This is a genomic window from Mesorhizobium sp. P2_D1, assembly GCF_056404455.1.
This window is the reverse complement of sequence record NZ_JBFUDZ010000011.1, coordinates 71,015-88,387: the sequence shown is the minus strand read 5'-3', so window position 1 is coordinate 88,387 and position 17,373 is coordinate 71,015. Positions and strand designations below refer to the sequence as shown.

The window sequence follows — 17,373 nt, the reverse complement described above, 5'->3', positions numbered from 1 at the left end:
CTGCCGGGTTGCCATGGAAACCAGCGAAAAAGGAGAGCCAAATGCCAATCACCGTGACCGCGCCCGAAGGCGTACTGACCCCGGCGGGAGAGCGCGAGATCCTGCCGCGCCTCAGCGCCGCCCTCATCGAAGCCTCCGGCGCCACAGGCAATTCGTTCTTCACCGCGATCGTCGGAGGCACGGTCCACATCCTGCCCCTGCATCGCATTTATGCCGGTGGCGCCAATCGGCCGGTCGTCATGGTCGAGCTGAAGTTGCCGAACATCGGCCTTGGTTCGATCGAAGCCCGAAATGCCTTCATCACCGAGGCCGCCGGGATTGTCGCCGCGCTTTGCGTACCCGGCCACCCGCCTGAAAACACCTGGATCAACATCGTCAATGCGCCCGACGGCGGTTGGGGTATCGGCAGCCGGCAATATTCAGGCGAAGCACTTGTCGCTGCCGCAACCGCCGCCGCGCAGTGATCTGGCGGCTGCAATGAACAGTAGCGAACCGATGCGACTCTCCCCTTCGCTGTTCTTCACCACCAATTGCGAGCCGGCACTGGCCTTCTACGAACAGTGCGGTCTTGGCCGGGCGACTATCCTGCTGCGCTGGGGCGACAACACCATGCCGGTGCGGACCGAAGCCATGCGCGGAAAGGTGTTGCATGCACGGTTCGAAGGTCCGGGCGTGCTGTTTCATGCCTCGGACAATGACGATGCCGAGCCGATGAAAGGCTCCGCCCTTTGCCTGGAATTCGACAGCCTGTCGGCGATGCGGCAGCTTTTCGCCCGCATAGCCGCGGGCGGCCGGATCACCGTCCCTATGGCGCGGCAATATTGGGGAACCAGCTTCGGCATGCTGGTCGACGCCTTTGGCGTGCAATGGATGTTCAGCTGTCCCAATGAATGAGGTCCGGCGCGGATCACGATCTTCTTACCTGAAATTGGAACCAGTCCACGCAACGCCGCATTGCTGCCGCGCCGCGCCGGCTTCATGGTGACGCCAGACCAAGTCTGCGGAGGTTCTTATGCGTCCCGGGACAGCAGTCGCGCTGCTTTGGCTAATCTGGGTGGTGACCTGGGCCGCGGCCGCGCTCTGGGCCGACCCTGCCCAGAAACGCGCCGGGTTCAGGGTGGAGGTTCGCTATCGGATTCTCTGGCTGGTCGGCGCGGCGTTGCTGTTCATTCCAGCGCACGGCTATGAAGGCCGCCTCAGGTTGTGGATGCCGAACTTCGCCGAGGCATGGATTTGTGTCGTCCTGATCGCCATCGGCATCGCCTTTGCCTGGTGGGCGCGCCTGCATCTCGGCAGGCTGTGGTCAGGCACCATTACCGCCAAGGCCGGACACCACGTCGTCGACACCGGCCCCTATCGGCTGGTCCGGCATCCGATCTACACCGGACTGCTGGTGGCGATCCTGGCCACAATGGCGGCAAAAGGTACGGTTTGGGGCATTGTCGGAACCGCTTTGCTCATCATCGGCATCGTGACGAAGGCAAAACTCGAGGAACACTTCATGCGCGGCGAACTGGGCAGCGCCTATGACAACTATGCCAGGCAGGTGCCGATGCTGGTGCCGTTCGCGCCAGCCCGATACGGCAGGTGAGCGCCGTCTCAGCCTGATTTTCTTGCCGCACTGCTTTGCTGGAAGTGTTCGACAGCGCCATCGATTTAACCCAATCATGTTTCGACTGCTCAAAAACCGACCTGACGGGGGGCGGGTAGTTCGGGTCTGCCAGCGCGCCGACCGCAACGCCGATGAAAGACGGCAGCTTGTCGGCCTTCCAATAGATCGTCGATCCGCAGTCTGGACAGAAGTAGGTGTGGACTTTGCCGCCGCTTGCTGCGTCGCGAGTGAACTCTTTCGCGGTTCCGGAGATGGCAACGGCGTCGACCGGATAAAAGGCGCCGACGCCAAATGGCGCGCCAGTCCTGCGTTGGCAGTCAAGACAATGACAGGCGACGACCAGTTTTGATGGTCCTGGAAGCGTGAGCGTCAGAGCACCGCAACTGCATCGGGCATCACTCATTGCAAAACTTCCTTTTTCAGAAGCGTTGATTTCAAACCGAGACACTCCCGAACGTGGGGAGCTGTTGAGATCGAGGTCAGGCTGAGGGGAATAGAAGATCGGCGCGAAGCGACTGGAATGGTGGATTCCGGGAACCGCAACGGGGCGCGCTTTGGGGTGCGGGAGCACCGAATCCGCAGGCCGGCTGAATATCGAATGCCCGAGTCTAGAGCATTCTGAGAAGCGCACCACCTATTGAATATCCGGCGCCAAACGCGCAGATCAAGCCGAAATCCCCGGGCTTCATATCGGCATGGTTCTCCGACAGCGCCACGATCGCGCCGGCGCCCGCCGTGTTGCCCAGCCGCTCCAGCACCATCGGCGCGCGATCGTGGTCGACCTCGTGGCCGAACGACAGTTTCAGAATCATGGCGTTCATGCGCGCATTGGCCTGATGCAGCCAGAAGCGTCGGACCGCTTGCGGCGTCAGCCCGTGCTCGGCCAGGAATTCGACGATGAATTTGTGCCCGGCGACGGTGACTTCCTTGAACACCTTGTTGCCGACCTGCTTGATCAGGTTTCCCTCCAGATTGATCATGTAGGGATCATCCTGAGCGGTGCGGGTGTGATAGCCCAGATTGGTGCGGATGTTGTTCGACAACTGCGTCCAGGTGCGCGTTTCCAGCACCTCGAAGCGGCCCGGCCGCTTTTCGCCCTGCGCCAGCCCTTCGACCACCATCGACACCGAGGCGTCACCGAAGATGAAATGCGTCTGCCGGTCGCGAAAATTGAGATGGCCGGTGATGATCTCGGGCGTCGTCACCAGAATGCGCTTGTGCGCGCCAGACCGCACCAGGTTGACGGCGATGTGCAAAGCGGCTGCGGCTGAAGAGCAGCCGAGCCCCATGTCGAATCCGGCGCCCTTGGTGCCAAGCGCTGCCTGCATTTCGATGGCGATCGCCGGATAGGGCCGCTGGTGATGCGAGGCCGAGCAGATCACCAGGTCGATATCGGACGCCTTCAGCCGGGCATGGTCGAGAGCCTTTCGCGCCGAGGCAATGCCGAACTCGGCCTGAAGCGACAGCGCGTCATCGGCCCGTGCCGGAATGCGCGGCGCCATGCGGGTCGGGTCGAGAATGCCTTCGCGCTCGATCACGTGGCGTGTGCGTACGCCCGAGGCGTGGACGATGAAGTCGCTGTCCGATTTCGCCAGCGGCGCCTCGTCGGTGCCCTGGCGGCGCGCGTTCTCCATGTCGACCCAGGCATTGAAGCTGGCGACCAGTTCTTCATTGGTGATCTTGGGTTCGGGGATTTCAACGCCAATGCCGCTGATGATGACGCGATGCATGTGTCCAGTCCGTCCCATCCGCAGGCGTTGCGGGCTTCATGTGGGCGCCGAAACGCTCGGGCGCAACACTTTTCTCACCGAGGCGGTTTACGCCGGCTTAAATCTGACTTCACCAGGCGCACAGCTTGGTGTTGGTCTGCGGGTTGTTCCAGCAGGCGCCGTCGTCGCGACTGCGCACGAACTGTCCCGGCAGCGGAACATTGCGGCGGCCGAGATTGACATAGCCATAGGCAAAGCCCGGCCCGTCGATCTCCAGGACATAGGTCGGGTAGCCCGGCGCCGAGATGCGGAAGCTGCCCGCGTCGTCGATCGCCCTGTAGCTGCATGAGAAATAGCCGTCATCGCTGGTATAGCAGCGCGCCCGCTTGGCCTCCGCCGAGATCGAGAACGCCAGAAGCACTGCCGCGCACACGCCGCCGCCGAAAAGCATCTTTTTCAGTGTCATCACCCACCCCTGCCACGGGCCATCGTGACCCCAACGCGATGAAATGCGCACGGCGGCGAAACCGGGTCAAGCGGCCGCAACTGGCGCGACAATCAGGCCCGCTTGGCGACGATGAAGATGCGCGGAAAGCGCAAAAGCACCTTGCCGTTTGCCGTCTGCGGATAGGCCTTGGCGATCTTCGCCGTGTAGCTGTCGAGGAACATTTTGCGCTCGTCCGCCTCGAGCGGATCGAGGAACGGTTTCAACCCGGTCGATTTCACCCATTCAACGATCGCCTCTGCGTCGGCAAGCGGATGGTTGTAGATGGTGTGCCAGATGTCCAGCCGATCGCTGAGCGGCGACAACAGATCATAATAGAACGAAACCGACGGCAGCGGAGCGCGCGCCGCACCCTTGATCTTGTCGGCAAACGGCATTTCGGCCGCGGTCGCCCGCATCAGGCGATGCGAGTCCTCGCCCATATTGTCGGGCATCTGGACGGCGAGCGCGCCGCCCGGGGCCAAAAAACCCATCAGCCGCTGGAAGACCGCCGGATGCTCGGGCAGCCACTGGAACACCGCGTTGGCGAAGATCACATCGACCGGCACTGCCGGCTGCCATTTGGAGGCATCTGCCAGGTCAAAGGTGACGTCAGGCAGGCGCGCCCTCGCCTTCTCGATCATGTCGGGCGACGTGTCGAAGCCGCTCACCTGCGCATCCGGCCAGCGTTCGACAAGCAGCTCGGTCGAGTTGCCCGGACCACATCCGATGTCGACGACCCGGCGCGGGAAATCCACCGGTACCTGCGCCGCGAGATCACGCGCGGGTCGCGTGCGCTCGTCCTCGAATTTCAGATATTGGGCGGCGGACCAATCAGCCATGTGAGCTCCTCATGTCGCTTGAGAATTCGCCGCCCGAAAAACCCTTACCGCGTCAGCCTCTTGTAGGTCATGCGGTGCGGGTTGACGGCATCCGGCCCGAGGCGGCGGATCTTGTCCTGCTCGTAGTCCTCGAAATTGCCCTCGAACCATTCGACATGGCTGTCACCCTCGAAGGCGAGGATGTGTGTCGCCAGGCGGTCGAGGAACATACGATCGTGCGAGATGATAACCGCGCAGCCGCCAAAATTTTCCAGCGCGTCTTCGAGCGCCGCCAGCGTTTCCGTATCGAGGTCGTTGGTCGGTTCGTCGAGCAGCAGCACGTTGCCGCCGGTCTTCAGCATCTTGGCCAGGTGCACGCGGTTGCGCTGGCCGCCGGAGAGGTTGCCGACCTTCTGCTGCTGGTCGCCGCCCCGGAAGTTGAACGACGCGCAATAGGCGCGCGTATTGGCTTCGAACTTGCCGAGCTTGACCACTTCGGCGCCGCCGGAAATCTCTTCCCAAACCGTCTTTGACGGATCGAGCGCATCGCGGCTTTGGTCGACATAGCCGAGCTTGACCGTCTCGCCGACGCGGACCGTGCCGGCATCCGGCTTTTCCTGGCCGGTGATCATGCGGAACAGCGTCGTCTTGCCGGCGCCGTTCGGGCCGATGACGCCAACGATGCCGCCGGGCGGCAGCTTGAATTCCAGGCCGTCGATCAGCAGCGTGTCGCCAAAGCCCTTCGACAGGCCGTCGACCTCGATCACCACATTGCCGAGCCGCTCGCCATGCGGGATGACGATCTGCGTGTCCGTCGGCCGCCGCTTGTCGGCTGCATCCAGGAGATCCTGGAATGCCTGGATACGCGCCTTGGACTTGGTCTGGCGGGCCTTGGGGCTCGACTGGATCCACTCGCGCTCGCGGCCGATGGCGCGCTGGCGGGCATCGTCTTCGCGGCCTTCCTGCTTGAGGCGCTTGGCCTTGGCTTCGAGATACTTGGTGTAGTTGCCCTCGTAGGGGATGCCGCGGCCACGGTCGAGTTCGAGGATCCAGCCGGTGACATTGTCGAGGAAGTAGCGATCGTGGGTGATGATCATCACCGCGCCCGGATAGGCGCGCAGATGCTTTTCCAGCCACGCCGTGGTCTCGGCGTCGAGATGGTTGGTCGGTTCGTCGAGCAGGAGCAGATCGGGCTGGCGCAGCAAGAGCTGGCAGAGCGCGACGCGGCGGCGTTCGCCGCCCGACAGCTTGGTGACGTCGGCGTCCTTGGGCGGGCAGCCCAGCGCTTCCATCGCCATCTCGACCTGCTGTTCGAGGTCCCACAGGTTCAGCCGGTCCATCTCATCCTGGAGCTTGGCCGACTCGTCGGCCGTCTCGTCGGAATAGTTCATCATCAGTTCGTTGTAGCGTTCGATGATGGCGGTCTTGGCGGCGACGCCTTCCATGATGTTCTCGAACACGGTCTTCTTCGCATCGAGCGCCGGCTCCTGTGCCAAATAGCCAACGGTGGCGCCTTCGGCGAGCCACGCCTCGCCGTTCCACTCCTTGTCGAGCCCGGCCATGATCTTGAGGATCGTCGACTTGCCGGCGCCGTTGGGGCCGAGAATGCCGATCTTGGCATCTGGATAGAAGGACAGATGGATGTTCTCGAGCACCTTCTTGGTGCCATAGGCCTTGTTGAGGCCGGCCATGTGATAGATGAACTGGCGTGCCACGCGCGCTTTCCCTGAAAAAACTGACTGGCCCAGAGAAACTGACTGGATTTGTCAAATTGAATGGAGGTTGGCCGCTATGTAGGCGATGCGGCGGCGAACGGCAATCGCTTTTGCCGCTTCTGGCCGGGCACACGCGGAAGTGTCCGCCAGGGCTGAAGTTTTCCGCCGGCCGCCGGGCGCGATGAAAGCTCCGGTTAACCCTTCGGCGTCAAAACAGGATCGAGTGGAATCGCCGGCTTGTCGCGATTCAGGAGAAAGATCGGATCGACGGCATTGCTGAACAGTTTCCTGCTCCTTGCCGAAGCGGTCGTCTACTTCAGCGTCATGGTGACGCTTTTCCACTTCAGGAAGCGCATCGGCCTCGGCGTCTTCGTCTGCGCGCTTGGCGTCATGCACTTCCTCGAGACCTACCTCGCCAGCGTCTTTTACGTCGCCTTGCCGTTCGGCATGGTCTCGCCGGGCTCGGCGGTGCTGTTTTCCGGCAAGCTGGTCATGCTTTTGCTGCTCTACATGAAGGAGGACGCCGCCACCGTCCGTCAGCCGATCTATGGTCTGCTGCTTGGCAATGCGCTGATGATCGGGCTGGTTCTGCTGTTGCGCCTGCACGCCATCGCCCCGCTGTCCGATGGCAGGCTCCCTGACATCGGTTTCATCGACGAGATGGGCTGGCTGATGGTGTGGGGGACGACGCTGCTGTTCGTCGACGCCATCCTGATCATCCTGCTTTATGAAAAGCTCGGTCGATACCTGCGCAAGGCACAGTTCGCGCGCATCCTGATTTCGGTCGCCTGCGTGCTCACCTTCGACCAGGCGGGGTTCTTTACCGCGCTGCATTTCGTCGCTGGCGCGCCGATCGCGGTGTTTTTCGGCGGCTGGTTTGCCAAGATGGTCGCCGCGCTGACCTACAGCACCATGCTCGTCGCCTATCTCAGATGGTTCGAAGAACGCCAGATCGCGCTACCGCGCGGACTGACCGACATCTTCGACACGCTGACCTATCGCGAGCGCTACGAAGCGCTGGTCGAACATGTCGGCCGTGACGGCCTGACAGGCCTGCTGCATAGGGGCCGCTTCGACAGCGATGGCGAAGCCGCCGTCCAGGTCAGCCTGCGCACGGCGAAGCCGCTCAGCCTTCTGATCATCGATGTCGACCATTTCAAGTCGATCAACGACCGTTTCGGCCATGCCGAAGGCGACAAGGTGCTGAAAGCCGTTGCGACCCTGCTTGGCGAGGCGGCAAGCGCGGAAGACCAGGTGTTTCGGATCGGCGGCGAGGAATTCGCCATCCTCAGTTCGCGTCCGCACTCGGTCGCCAGGCTGTTCGGCGAGAGCATCCGCTATGCGGTCAAGGCCTCCGCCAACACCAGCCGCTTCGACCTGACCGTTAGCGCCGGCGTCTCCAGCGTCAGCGAAACGACGCGCTGCCTTGCCGATCTGTTCGCGCTTGCCGACCAGCGTCTCTACAAGGCCAAGTCGACCGGACGCGATCGCGTCGTTGGCGAGCCGGACAGCTACGAGGCCGATGCCGCCGTTGCATGGACCAAATCCGCTCAGATCTAAGGCACGGTCCTGTGAAGCTTACGACGACTTTTTCTGCCGCCGAATGCCGGCCAAAGTAGAGACCGCCATCAATGCGATCGCCAGCCATTTCAGTGCGGTGATGATCGGTCCGGCTTCGATGTCATAGGCAATGAACAGCAGGATGCCTGGCACCAGCAGGCCGCACATGATCAGCATGATGCGGTTGATCTGCCAGGACACTCTTGACGCTAGCGCCTCGTCGCCGGGCGCGGCTACAAGCGCCGCACGGCACCGCGTTGCTGGCCACCAGCACTGCCGAGAGGCGCATCGAGATCGGCAGGCCAAGCCCGATGATGAGGAAGGCGCAGGCCGCCAGCAGCAGCGAAAACTTCAGCGCGCTGGTCTCGGCCGGAACGGGAAACAGTACTGTCGCCAGCGGCAGGAAGACGCCGAAAATGCCGAGCGAAGCAATGGTGATGAAGATCACCGCATTGACGATCGTGAACAGCTGGTAGGTGCCGGCGCCGATCGGTTCGGAGAGCGTCCGCATGCGGGCCCATTCGGCATCGGTATAGGAAAAACCCGGCCATTCCATGCGCCCGTCGCTGATCGCGACCATGCCCTTGGCCCAGAAGGCCAGCCGCGCCAGCGCGCTGCTCGTCATGCCAACCATTGAGACCGCCGCCCTGATGATGTTCCGCGCAGCATAGCACCACGACGAGGCAAGGTGACAGTCCGGCGTCGGCCTTCAGCCAGTGCTTACTGGAACCCGATCGCGTCCACGGTGCCGGTCGGGCACCCGGCCTTGTTGGTCGGCACCGAAGCCAGCAGGAGGTCCTTGAGCGAGCTGTCGGGACCGATCGGGCCGGCAAGGCCGAGCGTCAGTTCTCCGATCAGCCGCCTGCCGCTGGACGGATCGATGACACAGGAGACGCGCACCCGGTCCCCTGCCCCAGCGCCAAAGGCGCTGTCGAAGGCGCCGCGGATCTGGTCCGCCGTCAGCTTGCCGCCGATGTTCTTGGCAAAGAGATCGCGCACCGGCGAGCTGTTCACCGCGCGCATCAAATTGAGCGCGTCGGAGAAATAGTCCTGCTGGCTCTTGCCGTAGCAGGTGCCGTGCTTGATCCATTCATGCCGCTCGAGATGGGAAGCGGTACCCGGCATCACCTGGTCGAGCTCCGTGCGGGTGCTGGCATCCAGATTGACCGGTGGCAGGTCCTTCCAGTGGGCCGGATTGTCATTGGCCTTGTCGCTCGCTGTCGCCTGGCAATAGAAATTGCCGTTCGGCTGCGGCCACAGCCCGTGCAAGGTGAAATGCGTGGCGTCGAAATCGCCTGCGCTTTGCGCCTTGCATTCGGTCTTGCTCGACTTGGTCTCGCAAAAAGCCGGCTGCCAGCTCAGCGCGAAGACATATTCAGGCTTTCCCGAGGCCGCCGGCTTGCCTTGCCCGCCAGGTGCTGCCGGCACCGTCGCGGCGCTGCTGCCGGACACGTGGCCGCAGCTGACCTTCACCCAGCGGCGCTCCGGATCGGCCCCCGGCACCAGGATGAGATAATGCGTAGGCGCATCCTTGTTGCCGGCAAGCAGCTGGTAGCTCTGTCCAGCATCGGTCGACACATTGCCGGGGTTCTTGCCGTTCTTGATGGCTTGCATTGCCGGACAGGCCGCATCGGCGACGAAGGTGCCCCTCATCTTGACATCGGCACGCGCCGCACCGGCCAGCGAGGCCGCCAGCATGGCCAATCCGAAAACAACACCAATGCGCATAGGAATCCCCGGCTGAAGAAGTGGGCGACAGACTGGAAGCTGTCTCCATGTCAGAATTGCGATATTTTGCTGGCCAAACGCAAGAAACATCGTCGCGGAAAGTCAGGCAGGGCGGATTGACGCAAAACCGGTGCCGGCGCAAACAAAGCCGGCGCCACGATGGCGGTCAGACAGGAGACCGAGCGGCATGTCATTCAGCCAGCAGCGCGTGGTTCGCTCGCCGACGGGTGCCGACCTCAATCTCTTCGTCAGGCAGGCCGATGGCAGGCCACGTGCCGTCGTGCAGATCAATCACGGGCTGGCAGAGCACGCCGCGCGCTATGCCCGCTTCGCCGATTTTCTTGGCCCGCGCGGATACCACGTCTATGTCCACGACCATCGCGGCCATGGCGCGACTAAGGCGCTCGATGCGCCACTCGGCAAATTCGCCGACCAGGATGGCCCCGCCAAGGTGATCGCCGATGTCGGCGCCGTCCATGATCTCATCGCCCGCGAACAGCCAAACCTGCCGGTCATCCTATTTGGCCATTCGATGGGTGCGTCCGTGGCGCTGAACTTCCTGTTGCACCACTCGCCACGCGTTCATGCGGCCGCGATCTGGAACGGCAACTTCTCGCAACGCCTGCTCGGCCAGCTGGCCTTGGGTATTCTTGGCTGGGAACGCATGCGGCTGGGCTCGGATGTCCCATCGCGCCTGCTGCCGAAACTCACCTTTCGGGCCTGGGGCAAGGCCGTGCCCAATCACCGCACGCTGTTCGACTGGCTGTCGCGCGACGAGGCTGAGGTGGCGAAGTACATTGCCGATCCGCTCTGCGGTTGGGACGCGTCGGTGTCGATGTGGCGCGACGTCGTCGGCATGGCGCTGAATGGTGGCAGGGACGCCTGCTTTGCCGGCATCAGGCGCGATCTCCCAGTCAGCGTCGTCGGTGGCGAGAAGGATCCCGCCTCGGACTACGGCAAAGGGATCACCCATCTTGCCAATCGCATGCGCATGATGGGGTTTTCGAATCTGGTTTCAAAGGTTTACGCCGACACCCGCCACGAAAGCCTGAACGAGGTCAACCGCGACATCATCATGGACGATTTCGCGACCTGGGCCAACGGCTTGCTAGAACAGTAACGCGGCCAAAGCGGTGCGAATCCGCGTCGAACTGGCACCTTGGCCCATTGCAAGGGCCGTGACAGCCACCGCCGGGCTTGATAGAGGCTCTGCTTTCGCAGCAATCAAAGTGATTGCAGCAACCACGGTGATTTATGGCCGAACCCCCACTGAAAGGCGTCCGCGTCGTCGAACTCGCCCGCATCCTTGCCGGACCTTGGGCCGGGCAATTGCTTGCCGATCTCGGCGCCGATGTCATTAAGGTCGAGAGCCCCGACGGCGGCGACGATACCCGCAAATGGGGCCCGCCCTTCGTCATGGGCAAGGACGGCGAGAACCTGTCGGCCGCCTATTACCACTCCTGCAATCGCGGCAAGCGCTCCATCGCCATCGACTTCTCGACACCGGAGGGTGCCGAAACGGTGCGCCGGCTGGTCGCGACGTCGGATGTGCTGATAGAGAACTTCAAGCTCGGCGGCCTCAAGAAATACGGCCTCGACTACGACAGCCTGAAGAAGATCAATCCTCGCCTCGTCTACTGCTCGATCACCGGCTTCGGCCAGGATGGACCCTACGCGCCGCGCGCCGGCTATGATTTCATCATCCAGGCCATGGCCGGCATGATGTCGATCACCGGCGAGGTCGGCCGCGAGCCGCAAAAGGCCGGCGTCGCCATCTCCGACATCTTCACCGGCCTTTATTCGGTCATCGCCATCCAGGCGGCATTGCGTCATGCCGAACAGACCGGCGACGGCCAGCATATCGACATGGCGCTCTTCGACACCCAGATCTCGGCGCTCGGCAACCAGAACCTCAACTATCTCGTTTCCGGCAAGTCGCCGGTGCAGATGGGCAATGCGCATATGAACATCGCGCCTTACGAGGTGGTCCCGGTCAGGGATGGKCACATCATCCTGGCGGTCGGCAATGACGGCCAGTTCGTCAAATTCTGTGCCGCCGTCGGGCTCGACGATTTGCCCGCAAATCCCGACTTCGCCACCAACCCTGCCCGCGTAACCAACCGGGTCAAGCTGCGCGAGCACATGATCGAGGCGCTGAAGATTTTTGATCGCGACCCGCTGCTGGCAAAGCTGGAGGCGGCCAGCGTGCCGGCGAGCCCGATCAACACGATCGGCCAGATGTTTGCCGACCCGCAGACGATCGCGCGCGGCATGCGGCTCGACCTTGACGACGGCCAGGGCAATCTTCTGCCATCGGTGCGCGCACCGATGGTGATGTCCGGCACGCCGCTCGTCTATGAGCGTCCCTCGCCGCGCCTTGGCGAGCACACGCAAGAAATCCTTGCCGAACTGGAGAAGTCTGGACAATGAAGACTGGCGGACAACTGATCGTCGACGCACTCGAAGCCAACGGCACCGACCGCATCTATTGCGTGCCTGGCGAATCGTACCTGGCGGTGCTCGACGCGCTGCACGATTCAGCGATCCGCACCATCGTCTGCCGCCAGGAAGGCGGCGCCGCCATGATGGCCGATTGCCACGGCCGCCTGACCGGCAAGCCCGGCATCTGCTTCGTCACCCGCGGGCCCGGCGCTACCAATGCGTCCGCCGGCATCCACATCGCCATGCAGGACTCGGTTCCCGTCATCCTGTTCATCGGCCAGGTCGCCAGCCACGCCAAGGAGCGCGAGGCCTTCCAGGAAGTCGACTACAAGCGTTTCTTCGGCGACATCGCCAAATGGGTGGTCGAGATCGACGATGCCTCGCGCATCCCGGAATTCGTCACCCGCGCCTTCGCGGTGGCGACATCGGGCCGCCCCGGCCCGGTGGTCATCTCGCTTCCCGAAGACATGCTGACCAGTGTCGTCGAAGCGCCCATCGCCTTGCCGCACACATCGGTCGAAACCCGGCCTGGCGAAGTCGAACTCGACGCGCTGGAGGCATTGCTGGCCAAGGCCAAGCGGCCATTCGTCATCCTCGGCGGCACCCGCTGGGATGCCGAGGCCGTGGCGCAGATGCGCACGATCGCCGAAGCGTGGTCGCTGCCGGTCGGCTGTTCCTTCCGCCGCCAGATGCTGTTCGACCATCTGCATCCGAACTATGCCGGCGATGTCGGCATCGGCATCAATCCGAAGCTGGCCACCGCGATCAAGCAGGCCGATCTCGTGCTGCTGATCGGCGGCCGCATGGGCGAAATGCCGTCGTCCGACTACACGCTGCTGAAAAGCCCCTACCCCGACCAGACGCTGGTCCATGTCCATGCCGATGCCGGCGAACTCGGCCGCGTCTACCGGCCGACACTGGCAATCAACGCCTCGCCTTCGGCCTTCGTTCAAGCCTTCGCCAAGCGCAGGCCGGCCGCCGCGCCCGTCTGGGCAGCCGAGACGCCAAAGCTGCATGCGGCCTATCTCGACTGGTCGACGCCGCCGGAGAGCGGTCCCGGCCCGGTCCAGATGGGGCCGATCATGAACTACCTCGAAAAGGTGTTGCCCGACGACGCCATCCTCACCAACGGCGCCGGCAATTACGCGACCTGGGTGCATCGCTTCCACCGCTCGCGCCGCTTCGCCACGCAGGCAGCCCCGACGTCAGGCTCGATGGGCTATGGCACCCCTGCCGCGGTCGCCGCCAAAGGGCTGTTCCCGGATCGCATGGTGGTTGCCTTTGCCGGCGACGGCTGCTTCCTGATGAACGGGCAGGAGTTCGCCACCGCCGTCCAGTATGACCTGTCGATCATCGTCGTCGTCGTCAACAATGGCATCTACGGCACCATCCGCATGCATCAGGAGCGCGAATATCCCGGCCGCGTCGTTGCCACGGATCTCAAGAACCCCGACTTTGCGGCCTTGGCCCGCGCCTATGGCGGCCATGGCGAGACTGTCGAGAAGACCGCGGATTTCGCTTCCGCCTTCGAGCGTGCCCGCGCCAGCGGCAAACCGGCGATCGTCGAGATCAGGCTCGACCCCGAGGCGATCACGCCGACCCGGACGATGACCCAGATCCGCGACAAGGCCTGAGCACCAACGGCATAGGTCGAACAGCGTCGCGTCCCCCTCCATCCTACCGGACGGAGGGGGACGCTGTTCCTTAACTTCGAGGTAATTCAGTCCCCCAGTCCCCCGGGGCGACGTTGTCCTACTTCGCCTTTTCGATCTGGCCGCGGATCTCGCCGTCCTTGTTGGCGGCGGTGTGGACGTTGACGTAGTATTTGCCGGCCTCGAGGTCAGCGGCCTGCGCATCGGTCAACGTCTCCGATCCCTTGATCGGGCTCTTGAGCTTTTTGAACGGGATGACGGGTCCAGCGTTTTCACCCATCGCCGCCGGGCCGTGAATGTGCGCGGCCGTCGCCGGCCCGCTGAGACCGGAATATTTGACGTTCCAGCTGAGCTTCTTCTTGGCCGTATCGAACGTAAGAGTGGCCGTGCCTTTGCCCTTCGTTGTGACGGGCGGGCTCTGCTGGCCGCCATCGAGCGTCGCAGTGAACTTTTCCGTGTCGGCCAAGGCCGGCGAGACAAGGAAGATAGAAACAGTGACGGCAAGTGCCGAAACGATCGGCGAAATGGACTGCATGCGCATTTTAGAAACCTCCGTTGGATGAAACACCCTGCGGCCCCCCAGCGCATGGATACATCACCACAACGATCTACCGGCCAAAAGTATCCTCGGCGCACGCATATGTGATGACGACCGATAAAGAGAGAGGCGGTTGCCCGCCCCTCCTGGGATTATCCAACTCAAAGCTGCGACGGCGCCTCCGCCTCGCTGCCGAGGCGCGCCTCGGAGACGGTCAGACCGCTGCCAGCGCCTGCGTCAGGTCGGCGATCAAATCGTCCGGATGCTCTACACCGATCGACAGCCTGACCGTGGTCTCCAGCACGCCGATACGTTGGCGCACGTCGAAGGGTATCCCCGAATGGGTCATGGCTGCTGGGTGGCTGGCCAGCGATTCCGTTCCGCCGAGGCTTACAGCCAGTTTGAATATCTGCAGGCCGTTGAGAAAGGCGAAAGCCGCCTTCTGTCCGCCGCGTATGTCGAAGGAGAAGGTCGAGCCGGCGCCGCTGCACTGTGCCTTATAGGCGCGGCCGGCCGGCGTATCCTCGCCCAGGAACGGCAGGTAATGCACCTTCTCGACCTTGGCATGATCGCGCAGGAATTCAGCGACCATGCGCGCATTGTCGTTCGCCCGCTCCATGCGGATCGACAGCGTCTCCAGCGAACGGCCAAGCATCCAGCAGGAATGCGGGTCGAGCTGCGTGCCGATCGCACCGCGCAGCGCCTTGATCGGCTTGGTGACGGCCTTGCTGCCCATGGCGGCACCCGCGATCAGGTCGGAATGGCCGCCGACATATTTGGTCAGCGAATAGACGGACACATCGGCGCCGTGTTCGATGGGCCTCTGGAACACCGGACCAAGCAGCGTGTTGTCGCAGACGATGATCGGCGCCGATCCCTGGCTTGCGCCGATCTCGTCGGCGATTTTCCGCATCAGCGCGATGTCGACGAGGCTGTTGGTCGGATTTGACGGCGTCTCGATCAGGATGACCGAGACACGGCCCTTCGCGACTGCAGCGTCGGCTGCCGCGCGCACGGCCGTCTCGTCGACACCGTCCGCGAAGCCGACAGCACCGATACCGAAGCCGGAAAGCGTGCGCGTCAAGAGCGTCTCGGTGCCGCCATAGAGCGGCTGCGAATGCAGGATGACGTCGCCCGGACGAGCATAGGCGAGAAGTGTCGTCGCGATCGCCGACATGCCTGACGAAAACAGGATGCAGGCATCCGTCCCCTCATAGATCGCCAGCCGGTCCTCGACGATCTCACTGTTGGGATGGTTGAAGCGCGAATAGACCAGACCGGACGCCGTACCGCTCGGCGGCTCCTTGCGACCGGACGTGTAGTCGAAGAAGTCGCGTCCCTCTTCCGCCGACTTGAACACGAATGTCGAGGTCAGGAACACCGGTGGCTTGACCGCGCCCTCCGAAAGCTGCGGATCGAAGCCATAGCTCAGCATCAGCGTCTCCGGATGGAGCTTATGGTTGCCGATATGGGTTTTCGACGGGCGTGGCGCGGGCATGGCTTTTTCCTGCTTCTTCGAGGAGTGTCGCACGGCAATTTATGCGATCCCCATCGCGCAGTCCTTGCTATTTTTGGGCGCACATGGCTGCATCCTCGCAACAAATTGCCGGGAGAGGCCGAAAGTGCAGCAAAAGATAGCCGATGATTTCGACCGCAGGATTTTGCAGGAACTGCAGGCCGACGCCCGCATCACCAACAACGAGCTTGCCGAACGGATAGGCCTGTCGCCGTCGCCCTGTCTGAGGCGGGTGCGGCGGCTGGAGGAGACCGGCGTCATCAGAGGCTACACCACGCTGGTCGATCCGGCCGCCTTCGGCTGGAGCATGGTCGCCATCGCCACCGTCCGGCTCAGCCGTCAGAACGAGGACGAGATCGTCATGTTCGAGGACGCGATCCGCGGCTGGGAAGAGGTGCTGGAATGCCACCTCGTCACCGGTTCGCGCGACTATGTGCTGAAGGTGGTGACTGGCAGCCTCGAACAGTACGAGCGCTTCATCAAGGAAAAGATCGCGCGGCTGAAATGCGTCGCCTCGATCGAGACCAGCTTCGTCATGAACACCATAAAGGAACGGCGCCTCTGACAGAGGCGCCGTTCGTCAATATCAAGATATTGCCGGCTAGGCTTACTTGACCGCCTTGTCGGTGATGGCCGTGGTGTAGGCGCCTTTCGGCTCCTTGGTGATGATCTTCTGGTCGAGCAGCGCCTTGGCGGTGCGCTCGTAGGTCGCCGGATCGAGCTTGCCGTCGGCATTGTCGATCAGCTTGGCGACTTCGCTCATCATCCGCTTCTGGTGGTTCTCGTCCTGGCCGCCACCGTCCATGACGATGCCTGCGGCCTCGTCATTGTTGTCGATGGCATATTTCCAGCCCTTCATCGAGGCACGCACGAAACGCACCATCTTGTCTACGAACGCCGGATCCTTGAGCTTGTCTTCCGACGCATAGAGCCCGTCCTCGAGCAGGTCGTTGCCCATCGCCGAATAGTTGAACACGGTCAGCTGTTCCGGCTTGTAGCCGGCGTCGATCAGCTGCCAGTATTCGTTGTAGGTCATGACCGAGATGCAGTCGGCCTGCTTCTGGATCAGCGGCTGCACGTCAAAGCTCTGCTTCAGAACGGTGACGCCATCCGGGCCGCCTTCGGTCTTCAGGCCAAGCTTGTTCATCCAGGCGTAGAACGGATATTCGTTGCCGAAGAACCAGACGCCGAGCGTGTGGCCCTTGAAGTCGGCTTCGGTCTTGATCGGGCCGTCCTTCGGGCAGACCAGTTCCATGCCGGCCTTCTTGAACGGCTGGGCGATGTTGACCAGCGGCACGCCCTTTTCGCGAGCGGCCAGCGCACCACCCATCCAGTCGACGATGACGTCGGCGCCGCCGCCGGCGATCACCTGCTCGGGCGCAATGTCGGGACCGCCCGGCTTGATGTCGACGTCGAGACCTTCGGCCTCGTAGAAACCCTTGGCCTTGGCAACATAGTAGCCGGCAAACTGGGCCTGCGTGACCCATTTCAGTTGCAACGTCACCTTGTCGGCGGCCATTGCCTGGAAAGCGGCTAGCGACATTGCGCCAGCCAGGACAGGAATAATCAGTCTTTTCATCTTTTTACCCTCTGAAG

At 62.8% G+C, this 17,373-nt stretch carries 17 protein-coding genes and 1 pseudogene; 8 read left to right on the top strand and 10 right to left on the bottom strand.

Features of this window, described 5'->3' with window-relative positions; all coding sequences use genetic code 11:
• Positions 1-41 precede the first annotated feature (41 nt).
• The 3 genes from AC1D0I_RS11180 (at position 42) to AC1D0I_RS11170 (ending at position 1,591) form a co-directional block, all read left to right on the top strand.
• Entirely contained in the window at positions 42-464 is a 423-nt protein-coding gene (locus AC1D0I_RS11180) for a tautomerase family protein (RefSeq protein ID WP_477395077.1), read from the top strand.
• A 31-nt stretch (positions 465-495) separates the two neighbouring features.
• The gene (locus AC1D0I_RS11175; protein WP_477395140.1) at positions 496-894 is read left to right on the top strand and encodes a VOC family protein; all 399 of its coding nucleotides are present in this window, start codon (positions 496-498) and stop codon (positions 892-894) included.
• A gap of 118 nt (positions 895-1,012) precedes the next feature.
• Entirely contained in the window at positions 1,013-1,591 is a 579-nt protein-coding gene (locus AC1D0I_RS11170) for a methyltransferase family protein (protein WP_477395075.1), read from the top strand.
• An 8-nt stretch (positions 1,592-1,599) separates the two neighbouring features.
• Here AC1D0I_RS11170 and AC1D0I_RS11165 read toward each other — a convergent pair.
• The 5 genes and pseudogenes from AC1D0I_RS11165 to ettA all read right to left on the bottom strand — a co-directional run bounded on the left by AC1D0I_RS11165 (position 1,600) and on the right by ettA (position 6,341).
• Positions 1,600-2,015, bottom strand: a pseudogene (locus tag AC1D0I_RS11165) (GFA family protein).
• A 205-nt stretch (positions 2,016-2,220) separates the two neighbouring features.
• Complete coding sequence (locus AC1D0I_RS11160) at positions 2,221-3,342, bottom strand: beta-ketoacyl-ACP synthase III (protein WP_477395074.1); 1,122 nt, start codon at positions 3,340-3,342, stop codon at positions 2,221-2,223.
• A gap of 109 nt (positions 3,343-3,451) precedes the next feature.
• On the bottom strand, positions 3,452-3,787 hold the full coding sequence (locus AC1D0I_RS11155; protein ID WP_477301980.1) for a hypothetical protein: 336 nt from the start codon (positions 3,785-3,787) through the stop codon (positions 3,452-3,454).
• A gap of 92 nt (positions 3,788-3,879) precedes the next feature.
• Entirely contained in the window at positions 3,880-4,647 is a 768-nt protein-coding gene (gene tam / locus AC1D0I_RS11150; protein WP_477395072.1) for a trans-aconitate 2-methyltransferase, read from the bottom strand.
• A gap of 44 nt (positions 4,648-4,691) precedes the next feature.
• The gene (ettA, locus tag AC1D0I_RS11145) at positions 4,692-6,341 is read right to left on the bottom strand and encodes an energy-dependent translational throttle protein EttA (RefSeq protein ID WP_477395070.1); all 1,650 of its coding nucleotides are present in this window, start codon (positions 6,339-6,341) and stop codon (positions 4,692-4,694) included.
• A 273-nt stretch (positions 6,342-6,614) separates the two neighbouring features.
• Between ettA and AC1D0I_RS11140 the strand changes: the two genes are divergently transcribed.
• Positions 6,615-7,901, top strand: a complete 1,287-nt coding sequence (locus AC1D0I_RS11140) for a GGDEF domain-containing protein (RefSeq protein ID WP_477395138.1) — start codon at positions 6,615-6,617, stop codon at positions 7,899-7,901.
• A 121-nt stretch (positions 7,902-8,022) separates the two neighbouring features.
• Here the strand turns inward: AC1D0I_RS11140 and AC1D0I_RS11135 are convergent, their stop codons facing one another.
• A complete protein-coding gene (locus AC1D0I_RS11135; RefSeq protein WP_477395068.1) occupies positions 8,023-8,535 on the bottom strand; it encodes a hypothetical protein in 513 nt (170 codons plus the stop codon).
• Positions 8,536-8,621: 86 nt separating this feature from the next.
• Positions 8,622-9,629 (bottom strand): ribonuclease T2 family protein, encoded by a 1,008-nt coding sequence (locus AC1D0I_RS11130; protein ID WP_477395066.1) that lies wholly within the window; start codon positions 9,627-9,629, stop codon positions 8,622-8,624.
• A 187-nt stretch (positions 9,630-9,816) separates the two neighbouring features.
• On the opposite strand from AC1D0I_RS11130, the gene AC1D0I_RS11125 reads away from it, so the two are divergent.
• The 3 genes from AC1D0I_RS11125 to AC1D0I_RS11115 all read left to right on the top strand — a co-directional run bounded on the left by AC1D0I_RS11125 (position 9,817) and on the right by AC1D0I_RS11115 (position 13,705).
• Complete coding sequence (locus tag AC1D0I_RS11125) at positions 9,817-10,749, top strand: alpha/beta fold hydrolase (protein ID WP_095086818.1); 933 nt, start codon at positions 9,817-9,819, stop codon at positions 10,747-10,749.
• Between the two features lie 134 nt (positions 10,750-10,883).
• The gene (locus AC1D0I_RS11120; protein ID WP_477395064.1) at positions 10,884-12,059 is read left to right on the top strand and encodes a CaiB/BaiF CoA transferase family protein; all 1,176 of its coding nucleotides are present in this window, start codon (positions 10,884-10,886) and stop codon (positions 12,057-12,059) included.
• The gene (locus AC1D0I_RS11115) at positions 12,056-13,705 is read left to right on the top strand and encodes a thiamine pyrophosphate-binding protein (RefSeq protein WP_477395062.1); all 1,650 of its coding nucleotides are present in this window, start codon (positions 12,056-12,058) and stop codon (positions 13,703-13,705) included. The genes AC1D0I_RS11120 and AC1D0I_RS11115 overlap by 4 nt, the downstream gene beginning before the upstream one ends.
• 118 nt (positions 13,706-13,823) lie before the next feature.
• Here the strand turns inward: AC1D0I_RS11115 and AC1D0I_RS11110 are convergent, their stop codons facing one another.
• Both AC1D0I_RS11110 and AC1D0I_RS11105 read right to left on the bottom strand, forming a co-directional pair.
• Positions 13,824-14,264, bottom strand: a complete 441-nt coding sequence (locus tag AC1D0I_RS11110; protein ID WP_477226963.1) for a CHRD domain-containing protein — start codon at positions 14,262-14,264, stop codon at positions 13,824-13,826.
• A gap of 211 nt (positions 14,265-14,475) precedes the next feature.
• A complete protein-coding gene (locus AC1D0I_RS11105) occupies positions 14,476-15,759 on the bottom strand; it encodes a cystathionine gamma-synthase family protein (protein ID WP_477395060.1) in 1,284 nt (427 codons plus the stop codon).
• 124 nt (positions 15,760-15,883) lie between these two features.
• On the opposite strand from AC1D0I_RS11105, the gene AC1D0I_RS11100 reads away from it, so the two are divergent.
• Positions 15,884-16,342 (top strand): Lrp/AsnC family transcriptional regulator, encoded by a 459-nt coding sequence (locus tag AC1D0I_RS11100; protein ID WP_457152357.1) that lies wholly within the window; start codon positions 15,884-15,886, stop codon positions 16,340-16,342.
• 42 nt (positions 16,343-16,384) lie between these two features.
• Here the strand turns inward: AC1D0I_RS11100 and AC1D0I_RS11095 are convergent, their stop codons facing one another.
• A complete protein-coding gene (locus AC1D0I_RS11095) occupies positions 16,385-17,356 on the bottom strand; it encodes an ABC transporter substrate-binding protein (protein ID WP_477395058.1) in 972 nt (323 codons plus the stop codon).
• Between the last annotated feature and the right edge of the window lie 17 nt (positions 17,357-17,373).